This window comes from Streptomyces dysideae (genome assembly GCF_001514305.1).
GTDB classification, from domain to species: domain Bacteria; phylum Actinomycetota; class Actinomycetes; order Streptomycetales; family Streptomycetaceae; genus Streptomyces; species Streptomyces dysideae.
In genome coordinates this window covers 1-9,544 of record NZ_KQ949100.1, presented here as the reverse complement: position 1 = coordinate 9,544, position 9,544 = coordinate 1, and the positions used below count along the sequence as shown (strand labels likewise).

Here is a 9,544-nt window from a genome sequence, read left to right as displayed (position 1 = left end):
TTTCCCTGCGCCTGCGTCGTGTTTGCGGGGCGACCCGGCCCCGCGCTCGGATCACGCTTCCCCCCGGTTCTCACGTCGCGTGACGCCTCCGGCACGCCCCGGCCCTGTCGCCAGCCTCACGCCTCCGGCACAACCGTCGCCACGATGCGTTCGACCAGGCCGTCCGGCACGCTCACCCCGGGCAGGACGCCGTCCAGTACGCCCGGCAGTGTGAGGTGTTCCAGGATCAGCCCGAGCATCGCCAGATAGAGCACGGTGACGGTCTCGTCGCCGCCGGGCAGTCCGGCGTCCCGGTGGAAGTCCATGCCGTACTCCAGGTCGGCGCGCACCGACTTGGTGTAGGAGGCGCGCAGTTCGGGGCGGCGGGTGGCCTCCAGGCGCATTTCCAGGAGGGCCAGATATCCCGTGCGGTCCCGGGTCGCGCGGGCCATCAGGTCGTGCATGAACGCCGTGACCAGTGAGCGGTCCCTCGGTCTCGTCATCAGCTCGGCCAGCATCTCGGGGTCGGGCGCGAGCCGTTCGTGCAGCCGGGCGTCGATCTGCCGGAGCAGGTCGTCGCGGCCGGTGAAGTAGTTGGAAGCCGTGCCCACCGGCACCCCGGCCTCCGTGTCCACCGCGCGGAACGTCAGCCCGCGCGCCCCCTCCCGCGCGAGCACCTCGACCCCGGCGTCGACCAGGGCGGCCCGGCGCTGTGGATTGCTGGCCATGCGGAACCCTCTTCCTCACGTGCGTCCGTTCCCGGAAATCCCCTTGCGACCACTACAAGCGAAGTACTACAACTGGAGTGGTTCAGAGGACAGCCTACGAAAAGAGACCGGCTTGCGAAAGCTCACCTACCTCATCGCCTGCTCGCTCGACGGGTTCATCGGGGACACCGCCGGCGACGCGTCGTCGATGGTCGCCTTCGTGGACGAGGAGTACTTCGGCTACCTCAAGTCCGAGTATCCGGAGACCATGCCCACCCACGGCCGCCGCGCCCTCGGCTTCGACGACCTGAAGAACCAGAAGTTCGACACGATCATCCAGGGCCGCGGCAGCTACAACGAGGCCATGAAAGAGGGCATCACCAGCCCGTACGCCCATCTGCGCGAGTACGTCGCCTCGCGCACCCTGGGCGAGTCACCCGACCCGCACGTCGAGATCGTCGCCGACGACCTGGTTGCCAAGGTGCGTGAACTCAAGGCCGAGGACGGCGAGTTCGGCATCTACCTGTGCGGCGGCTCGAAGCTCGCGGGTGAACTGCTCGACGAGATCGACGAACTCGTCATCAAGTCGTACCCGATCGTGCTGGGCACGGGCATGCCGATGTTCGGCTCCGGCTTCGCGGTCACCGAGTTCACCCTGGACGCGGTGCGCTCCTTCGGCAACGGCGTCGTCGTCCGCACCTACGCACGGAAGCGCTGACCGGCCTACCCTGAAGACATGGACAGCGCAGAACACGTCTGTTCCGTCTGCGGGCAGCCCGTCGAAACGGTCGTCCGGCGTCACAAGACGCTCGGCGCGTGGGTCCCGGTGTGGGTGGCCGGCCCCTGTCACAACCCCGACTGCGAGGCAAGCGTCGACGAGGGCGCGGAGGGTTCCGAGGGCTCCAAGACCTCCAAGGCCTCCAAGAAGGGCGGGGAGCACGGCAAGGCCGCCGCGGAGAAATCCTGACCGAAGAAATTTCTGAGCCCGTGTCGAGAATCGCGGCCCGGCTCCGACGTCCCCTGTGAGAGCCGCCCACCGAGGGCGGTCCGAGCCGAAGGAGCGGACTCATGAGGTACCTGGTCATGGTGCAGGGCACGCAGGCCGACTACGAGGCCATGCAGGGCAAGGCCTCCGCACACTCCCCGGCCTGGAGCGAGCAGGAGCTGCAGGCGATGTACGCGTACATGACCGCGATCAACGACGACCTCTCCGAGTCCGGCGAGATGATCGACGGGCAGGGACTGACCGAGCCCGCGCAGACCCGGCTGGTCACGCTGGGTGACGACGGCAAGGCGGTGATCACCGACGGGCCGTACAGCGAGACCAAGGAGCTGCTGGCCGGCTACTGGGTGCTGGAGTGCGCCGGCCTGGAGCGGGTCACCGAGATCGCCGAGCGCGTCGCCCGCTGCCCCGTCCCCGAGGGCGTCACCGACTACCCGGTGGTGATCCGGCCCATCCAGGACGGCGCCGGAGACATCTGCTGAGCGGCGGCCCGTGCGACGGACGAGTGAGCTGGAGGACCTGCTGCGCCATCACGCGCCGCAGGTCCTCGGCGCGCTGGTCCGGCGCTACGGCCATTTCGACGCCGCCGAGGACGCCGTACCGGAGGCCCTGCTGGCGGCGGCCGGGCAGTGGCCGGCGGAGGGCGTGCCGGACAACCCGCGCGGCTGGCTGATCAGGGTCGCCTCGCGTCGGCTGACGGACGCCCTGCGTGCGGAGGAGGCTCGGCGGGCGCGGGAGGAGCGGGTCGCGGCCCTGAGCGTGCGCGACACCGACCGCGCGCCCCGCGAGGACGACACCGTCTCCCTCCTCTTCCTCTGCTGCCACCCGAACCTCACCCCGCCCGCCCAGATCGCGCTGACGCTGCGTGCGGTCGGCGGTCTGACCACGGCCGAGATCGCCCGCGCCCACCTGGTCCCCGAGGCGGCCATGGCCATGGGGGTCCCCCCCGGTCCGAGCGAAGCCGAGAACTGGGGGAGCATCAGCCGGGCCAGGCAGAAGGTGCGCGGCGTGAGCTTCGGCCGCCCGGACAACTGGGAGGAACGCCTGCCCGCGGTCCTCCACACCCTCTACCTGATCTTCAACGAGGGCTATACGGCGACCTCCGGCACCAGCCTCCAGCGGCGCGAACTCGCGGGCGAGGCGATCCGGTTGACCCGCACGGTCCACCGTCTCCTCCCGGACGCCTGCGAGGTGACCGGCCTGCTCGCGCTGTTGCTGCTCACCGACGCCCGCCGCGACGCGCGTACCGGCCCGCACGGCGAGCTCGTCCCCCTCGACGAACAGGACCGCGACCGCTGGGACAAGGCCGCGATCGAGGAGGGCGTCGCCCTGGTCACCCACGCCCTGGGCCAGGGCCGCGCGGGCCCCTACCAGCTCCGCGCCGCCATCGCCGCCGTACACGACGAGGCGCCCTCCGCCGAGGCGACCGACTGGCGGGAGATCCTCGGCCTGTACGACATCCTCGTACGCCTCGTCCCCGGCCCCGTCGAACGCCTCAACCGGGCGGTCGCCGTCGCCATGGTCCACGGCCCGCGCGCCGGCCTGGCGGAACTGGACGCGTTGGAGGGCGATGTGAGCGCGGGCCACCGTCTGGACGCGGTACGCGGCCATCTGCTGGAGCGCGCGGGCGCATGCGAAGAGGCCCGCGCAGCCTACGAGTCGGCGGCCGCCAAGACCCTGAGCCTGCCGGAGCAGCGCTATCTGCACGCGCGGGCGGCACGATTGGGGCCGTAGCGTGGCCCCATGACCGAACCGGTGGAGGCATGGGCGTGACGGGCTCCACGGCCGACGACGACTCGGCCGCGCCGATCCTCTGCCTCTGGTCAGCACCGGCTGGGCAGCCCGCCCGTCTCCGGGGCGCGGCCGGTCAGGCAGTACGTGCCGCCCGCCGGGTCGCGCAGCACCGTCCAGTGGGCGCCACGGGCGACGAGGGCGGCGCCGAGCTTCTCGTGCTCGGCGCGGGTCTCCTCGATGTCCGCGCAGGCCAGGTCCAGATGGGCGGAGACGGGACGTTCCTCGCCGAGGCGTTGCAGGAGGACACGGACCGGGAGGCCGGGCGGCGGCTTCAGGACGTGGAACTCGGGGAGCGAACCGGGTACGGAGTCCCAGCCGTCCAGCAGGCCGCTCCAGAAAGCGACTTCAGCGGTGTACGACGACGGCGGTACGTCGACGCAGACCTGGTCGAGGCGGCTCCCGCGCACGACGGGCGGCCGGACCGAGGCCCCGCGCCACGGTTCCGCACAGAACAACTGCCCGGCGGGGGAGCGCAGTACGACCAGCGTCCCGTGGTCGGCGACCACCTCCGCCCCCAGCCGCGTCGCCGACGCCACGAACCCCGGCACGTCCTCGACCGGGAAGTCGAGATGCGCACCGCCCGGACCTGCCTCGACCGCCTGGGCCTTCACACAGGCGTCGGCACCCTCGGGCAGCAGGGTGACGAACTCCTGCCGCTCGCCCAGGAGTTCGGACAGCCGGGTGTCCGTGACGGACGTCCAGAACTCGCAGGCCCGCCTGAAGTGTGCGGCGGGCCGGTCGATGAAGGCGTACGTCCAGCGGATGCTCATGCGGTGATCGTAGGCCGGTGACCTGCTGAACCCGCCGGCATTTTCAGTCGCCGGCCCGCTCCATGAACCGCAGCATGTTCCCCGCCGGATCCCGGAACGCGCAGTCGCGCACGCCGTACGGCTGGTCCGTCGGCTCCTGGAGCACCTCGGCGCCGGACTCCCGAACGCGGCCGTAGAGGGCGTCGCAGTCGGCGGTGGTGAAGATGACGCCGCGCAGCATGCCCTTGGCCAGCAGCTGCGCCATGACCTCCCGGTCGGCGGGGGAGGCGTCGGGGTTGGCGGAGGGCGGCTCCAGCACGATCTCCACGTCCGGCTGGAGCGGCGAGCCGACCGTCACCCAGCGCATCCCCTCGAAACCGACGTCGTTGCGCACCTCCATGCCCAGGGTGTCGCAGTAGAAGGCGAGCGCCTTGTCGAAGTCGTCCACGGCGATGAAGCACTGCTTGAGTTTGAGGTCCATGCCCGTAGATTAGGGCCGCTTCGCCCGCTTCGGCCTGGTGAACGTCCGCGCTATGCACGACGGGATCACCGCGCTGTCCTCGTGCGAACGGGCCCGGTAGGCGCTCGGCGTCTCGCCGACCAGCTCGGTGAAACGGGCACTGAACGAGCCGAGGGACGTACAGCCGACGGCCATGCAGACCTCCGTCACCGAGAGGTCACCGCGCCGCAGCAGGGCCTTGGCGCGCTCGATACGGCGGGTCATGAGATAGCTGTACGGGGTCTCGCCGAAGGCGGCGCGGAAGCTGCGCTGGAAGTGCCCCGACGACATCAGCGCGGTACGGGCGAGGGCCGCGATGTCGAGAGGCTCGGCATACTCACGGTTGATCCGGTCACGCGCCTGCCGCAACCGGACAAGGTCCTCGGGGTTCACCACGTCAGCATCGCACGACCCTCACCACCCGCGCCCTCGATTCTGACCGGGCCCTTGCCTGTCGTTCGCCGGGGAGTTGGCCAGTGCTTGTTTTCATTGGGGAGTGGATCAATCGCGCCGAAGGGGCCCGGCCGGGGTAGTGGCCGGGCCCCTTCGGGAAACCCGTCGACCTGCGATGGTGCACCGATCGCCGGTCGCAGGAGGCTGACGGAGTGTCAGGCCTTCTTCGTCTCCTAGTAATGGGCCAGGTCGGTGACCTGTGGGGATCTTTCCTGTGGGTCGCTGACCTGGCCTTTTGGCGATTGGTGGCGATGGGGTGCGACGGTCTTTCGCGGGTGCCTTGCGGACTGTGTGCGGACCGGCTCCGTGACTGGGGGCGGGTGAGCGGGCCCGCCGCAGCCGCTTGTCGAGGACGACATGGACGGCTCGAACCCAGCTTGTGCCCAGACCGTCGTGCCGCCAGACCGTGTTGCAGGACGCGTGGCGTCGGCCACGCGGAGATGGCTTCACCGGCGACTCTCGCCGGACCTAGCGATGTCAGACCCTGGGATTAGCGTGGCTGTTGGAAGCGGCCTGTCGCGAGAGTGCGGCTGGGTCCTGAGCAGTGGGGTGTTTCATGGCAGGAGTGGGCAACGTAGATCGAGCCGCGTGGGTGCCGGACGACGACCCTGAGCGGGACTGGGAGTTGGCTTCGGAGCTGGCGGTGGCCTGGACCCAGCGGGAGTGCGATGAGCAGGGTGCCACTGGCGTGCTGGTACTCAACGCTTTCGGCGTTGAAGATCACAGCCCTGCACTACGGCGCTTTCGCGCTCGGCATTCCTGCACAACGCCACGTGCCGACCGAAGCCGTGTTGGCCGTGGTATCGGTCCGGTACTTGCCTACGCCCCCACCGAGAAGACCTTGGACTTTGCGATGAGCCTGGCTCGCGGATCCTCCATTGCTGTCGTCGAGGGCACCCAGTTCCCGCTGCGGGGCTGGGCACAACAGCTGGGCGCCGTCGACCTGACACGCCCCGACGATGAGCCAGCACAAATTCCGCCACGGCTGGCCGAGGCCATCGACCGGCTGGACTTCTACGGGAACAACGGTTTCGGGGATCGCTTCGGCAAGCAGCAGGCCCAGAACATCCTGAGGGATCTGTGTGACGTCGGAGCGCTGGACGGCGACATCATCCTCGGTGCTATGGCAGCCCGCGGCGCCTCTGATAGGTCCGTGCGGAACCTTGCCAAGCTTATCGAGGCCCTTCGCCGGTGATCCGTCGCTCCGGGACTTGAAGCTGCAGCCCAAGCCGGACGGGAAAATCAGCGATGCGTCCGAACAGGCGGCGCTACTGTTCTTTCATGTTCAAAAGCAGCCGAAAGCGGCGTAGCCCGCAAGCGGCGGATCCTCAGCGGTCAGTCGACGAGTCCCTGGTCAAAGACGTTCCAGAACATCTGGAGATCCCGCTGCGGCAGTGGGTCATGGTCCTGCTGCAGGATGACGAGGCCAGCGCCCAGAAGGTCGCGCTGCTGCTTCGGCTGCGTGTGGACACCGGTCCGCGCTCCTACTCGCCCGCGGAATTCCTGGCGAGTCGAACTACCAACGAGCAACTGCTGGACGTCGTCGATGCGATGCTCCGCTTGAGTGCGCCATCCGGGTCGCGATCTTTCGCTGTTGGCGGCACAGGTATCTACAGGCTGGACATGGCCGGCGACCGGGGACTCGGTAGTGCTGTTCGTTGGAGAGCCATTGAGGCGCTGCAGGAAATGCTGACGCTCGCCGGTTCCGCATACCGGGTTAACGATGCTGCCACCGGGCTTGAGCTTCGCGTCGATGCTACGGGGCAGCAGGCCGTCACCAGCGCACTGGCTGCCTCCCAGACCCCGCAAAGCGGCTCTGCTGCCGACCACCTGGCAACCGCGTGGAGGTGCGTGTACGGGCGGGATCCGGATCCGTCCAAGGCGTACGGTGAAGCGATCAAGGCGGTGGAATGTGCCTCTCAGTCCACGATCGAGCCGAACAACTCCAAGGCGACCTTGGGGACGATGATCAAGGTACTGGGCAACTCGCCGCAAAAGTTCACCACTGCTATTCCGGCCGCCGTCGGCGACGACATCACCCTCGTCGTGGACATGATGCGGCGCCTCTGGCAGGGGCAGACCTCCCGTCACGGATCGCAGGCGCCCACGCGCCATGAGACCCAACAGCAGGCTGAGATGTCGGTCCAACTCGCCGTGACGCTGGTGCAGTGGTTCACCTCTGATCTTGTTCGGCGGCTGCCGTAGGTGCTGTCCAACCTGTCCAGAGCGGTGTGCGCGCCGCGCGCAGGGTTGTAGCCATGACGCGGGATCGTAATCAAAGGCAAATACATGCAGGGTCGGCCCCTTGTTGTCTTAAGTGCGGCGCGGGTTCGTGCTCTGTTGGAGACCGATGTCCTTGTGAGGATCTGACGGCGGGGCTCTCCCAGGAGCAGTCGGTGCTGGAAAATTGGCTACGTACCTGAGGGTGTTCCTACGAGAATTAGAAGCCGTGGACTCTTGTGCGCTCGGAGGGGAACGTGGAGCAGGTGAAGAACGATGAACATGTGGCTTGCCAGCATGCGTCCCTGTCCATCATTAATCCGTACGAACTGTTGCGGAAGTACAGGTGCGAGGAGTGTCAGGCTGTACTAACGTGCTCATGCGATGAGGATCTTGCCCTCTATGTGCTCCCTCATCAGGCCATGCGGAGCATTGATGCTCAGACTCGTCTTCCGGTTCAAGTCACAGAACCCTTGTTGGCTGGTGTGTGCCACGAGTGCCGAGGTGAGGAGCCGCCGGCATTCCCTACAAAGCCGCACCGTGGTGCTGCCAGTCTGGTTCATCGGTACTACTGGCGGGAGATCTATAAGGAGACAAGCCATCGTTTCATCCAATGGGTGTCTAAGCAGGGCCTGCCATTGACCGGCTCCGACGGCCAGGGTGTAGTGATGGAACTCTCTCGCCAGCACAGAACCGAATATGAAGCCATTGAGCGAGCAGTTGTCCGTGACATGCGTGGCCAGCATGATAAGAAGCCGAAGTATGACTTTAGCAGGCAGTCAGATTCGGATGTCCTGGCCGCCTGTGAGGTGGCAACGGAGGATTATCCGGCATGCTACGTAACTCCGACTATCGGCCACGTGCAGGTCATCCCGATCGATTCGGGCGATCTCGAATCTGCAGTCGGCGTGGAGGAGTTTGTGTCCCAGCGTCTGCGTCAAGCGGGTCGGAAGGTTATGTTGTGCGAGAGTCGCCCCTTCCAGGCCCTTTATGCCACGTTGATGTGGTTGTGGGTGCAGGACCCGAGAGATTCTCGCAATAGGTCAGCCGGTTTTGGTCGACGTGACGGGGCTGGTCAGGGTGATCTCATTTGGACGATGCTGCCAGAGGATTTCGGTAGCCCGGTGCACGCTACCCGTCGAGCGGATGCGCTAGAGGAGCATCTCGGGAGCCTTCCGTGCACGATGGAAGAGATGCTGTGGGTTTTTGACTACTGGACTCCGTACGCTGAAGAGTTGCGGCAGTATCTGTGGGCATATAGCCCTACTGACGTCGAGCGTGGCCGCAGACTAATCCAGATTTTGGGTCCGGAGCAGGTGAAGAGGGTTCTCCGGTTCCTCGCAGATGACTACTGGGGTAGATATTTGGGCTGGCCTGATCTGGTTTCCTGGAGTGAGACCGGGCTTGGAGCCGCAGATGTTGAATTCATCGAGGTCAAGTCGAGCAGCGATAAGCTGAGTGAAGATCAACGCTACTGGATCCTGAAGAATAGTGAAATCCTAAAGTTGCCCTTTAAGGTCGCGAAGGTGCACAGGGTGCAGCGCATTATAAGGCCGTAATTTGAAGACTGCGAGATGGTGCGGTCATATTTTCGGCGCTGTTCGCGAGTCAGAGGCGATTTCCTGCGGCACGGCTGCCTCGCCCGGGAATTTCGTGTGCTTGCGCGAGAGGTGTCCGGCGACCTTCGTCGAGCAGCCATTCCGTCGGCCGGGGTCGCCGGCGGGAGGGCGTGCAGCTCCGCCAGGGTAGCCGCGTGGAAGTGTCCAGCGGCGCCCGGACGGGGTACGGGAGTGCGCGGAGGGCACCGCCCGGTGCCCTGCTGGATCTCCGAGAGTGACGGACGGGCGAGTGCCGCCGTTGCCAGGCAACAGTACCCCCGATCGCCGCTGGCCTGATCGAGCATCAGCCTCACCCAACTCGACCAGGGTGGTGCTCAGTTGCCTCTCGGCCCACTGTTCAACCTGTCTGCGCTACCATCGATGTCGGAGGGTGATGGTTGCCCCTTCGTACCTGGGCGATACCTTGGCACGCGGTGCCGAGACCAGGACTGTTCGCCAGATTTGGCTGGCTGGGCATGGCAATTTCGCAGCTGCTGTGCCCAGTTGACGTGAGCTTGCTTGGGACTGACGGACAGACACTC

At 66.8% G+C, this 9,544-nt stretch carries 11 protein-coding genes; 7 read left to right on the top strand and 4 right to left on the bottom strand.

What is annotated here, in order from left to right:
- Positions 1-116 precede the first annotated feature (116 nt).
- Complete coding sequence (locus AQJ91_RS32315) at positions 117-707, bottom strand: TetR/AcrR family transcriptional regulator (RefSeq protein WP_067028608.1); 591 nt, start codon at positions 705-707, stop codon at positions 117-119.
- Between the two features lie 112 nt (positions 708-819).
- On the opposite strand from AQJ91_RS32315, the gene AQJ91_RS32310 reads away from it, so the two are divergent.
- The 4 genes from AQJ91_RS32310 to AQJ91_RS32295 all read left to right on the top strand — a co-directional run bounded on the left by AQJ91_RS32310 (position 820) and on the right by AQJ91_RS32295 (position 3,423).
- Complete coding sequence (locus AQJ91_RS32310) at positions 820-1,404, top strand: dihydrofolate reductase family protein (RefSeq protein WP_067028605.1); 585 nt, start codon at positions 820-822, stop codon at positions 1,402-1,404.
- 18 nt (positions 1,405-1,422) lie between these two features.
- Complete coding sequence (locus tag AQJ91_RS32305; RefSeq protein ID WP_067028602.1) at positions 1,423-1,653, top strand: hypothetical protein; 231 nt, start codon at positions 1,423-1,425, stop codon at positions 1,651-1,653.
- 101 nt (positions 1,654-1,754) lie between these two features.
- On the top strand, positions 1,755-2,171 hold the full coding sequence (locus AQJ91_RS32300) for a YciI family protein (RefSeq protein WP_067028598.1): 417 nt from the start codon (positions 1,755-1,757) through the stop codon (positions 2,169-2,171).
- Positions 2,172-2,181: 10 nt separating this feature from the next.
- The gene (locus AQJ91_RS32295; RefSeq protein WP_067028595.1) at positions 2,182-3,423 is read left to right on the top strand and encodes an RNA polymerase sigma factor; all 1,242 of its coding nucleotides are present in this window, start codon (positions 2,182-2,184) and stop codon (positions 3,421-3,423) included.
- An 89-nt stretch (positions 3,424-3,512) separates the two neighbouring features.
- Here the strand turns inward: AQJ91_RS32295 and AQJ91_RS32290 are convergent, their stop codons facing one another.
- From AQJ91_RS32290 to AQJ91_RS32280, 3 genes are read right to left on the bottom strand one after another with little or no spacing between them, the layout of a single operon-like run.
- Positions 3,513-4,253 (bottom strand): VOC family protein, encoded by a 741-nt coding sequence (locus AQJ91_RS32290; protein ID WP_067028593.1) that lies wholly within the window; start codon positions 4,251-4,253, stop codon positions 3,513-3,515.
- A 43-nt stretch (positions 4,254-4,296) separates the two neighbouring features.
- Positions 4,297-4,713: a VOC family protein gene (locus tag AQJ91_RS32285; RefSeq protein ID WP_067028590.1), complete on the bottom strand. Its 417-nt coding sequence runs from the start codon at positions 4,711-4,713 to the stop codon at positions 4,297-4,299.
- A 9-nt stretch (positions 4,714-4,722) separates the two neighbouring features.
- Positions 4,723-5,124 (bottom strand): helix-turn-helix transcriptional regulator, encoded by a 402-nt coding sequence (locus tag AQJ91_RS32280; RefSeq protein WP_067028912.1) that lies wholly within the window; start codon positions 5,122-5,124, stop codon positions 4,723-4,725.
- 625 nt (positions 5,125-5,749) lie between these two features.
- On the opposite strand from AQJ91_RS32280, the gene AQJ91_RS53900 reads away from it, so the two are divergent.
- From AQJ91_RS53900 to AQJ91_RS50390, 3 genes are all read left to right on the top strand, one after another.
- Positions 5,750-6,379, top strand: coding sequence for a hypothetical protein (locus AQJ91_RS53900; RefSeq protein WP_234383143.1), 630 nt, complete (start codon positions 5,750-5,752; stop codon positions 6,377-6,379).
- 86 nt (positions 6,380-6,465) lie between these two features.
- On the top strand, positions 6,466-7,389 hold the full coding sequence (locus AQJ91_RS32270) for a hypothetical protein (protein ID WP_159054694.1): 924 nt from the start codon (positions 6,466-6,468) through the stop codon (positions 7,387-7,389).
- 632 nt (positions 7,390-8,021) lie between these two features.
- On the top strand, positions 8,022-8,963 hold the full coding sequence (locus tag AQJ91_RS50390) for a VRR-NUC domain-containing protein (RefSeq protein ID WP_159054693.1): 942 nt from the start codon (positions 8,022-8,024) through the stop codon (positions 8,961-8,963).
- The last annotated feature ends 581 nt before the right edge of the window (positions 8,964-9,544 follow it).

Bases quoted from the DNA above. Each gene is read 5' to 3' on its own strand.
- AQJ91_RS32270 (WP_159054694.1), top strand. From the start codon at position 6,466: ATGTTCAAAAGCAGCCGAAAGCGGCGTAGCCCGCAAGCGGCGGATCCT.
- AQJ91_RS32285 (WP_067028590.1), bottom strand. From the start codon at position 4,713: ATGGACCTCAAACTCAAGCAGTGCTTCATCGCCGTGGACGACTTCGAC.
- AQJ91_RS32305 (WP_067028602.1), top strand. From the start codon at position 1,423: ATGGACAGCGCAGAACACGTCTGTTCCGTCTGCGGGCAGCCCGTCGAA.
- AQJ91_RS32290 (WP_067028593.1), bottom strand. From the start codon at position 4,253: ATGAGCATCCGCTGGACGTACGCCTTCATCGACCGGCCCGCCGCACAC.
- AQJ91_RS32315 (WP_067028608.1), bottom strand. From the start codon at position 707: ATGGCCAGCAATCCACAGCGCCGGGCCGCCCTGGTCGACGCCGGGGTC.
- AQJ91_RS32300 (WP_067028598.1), top strand. From the start codon at position 1,755: ATGAGGTACCTGGTCATGGTGCAGGGCACGCAGGCCGACTACGAGGCC.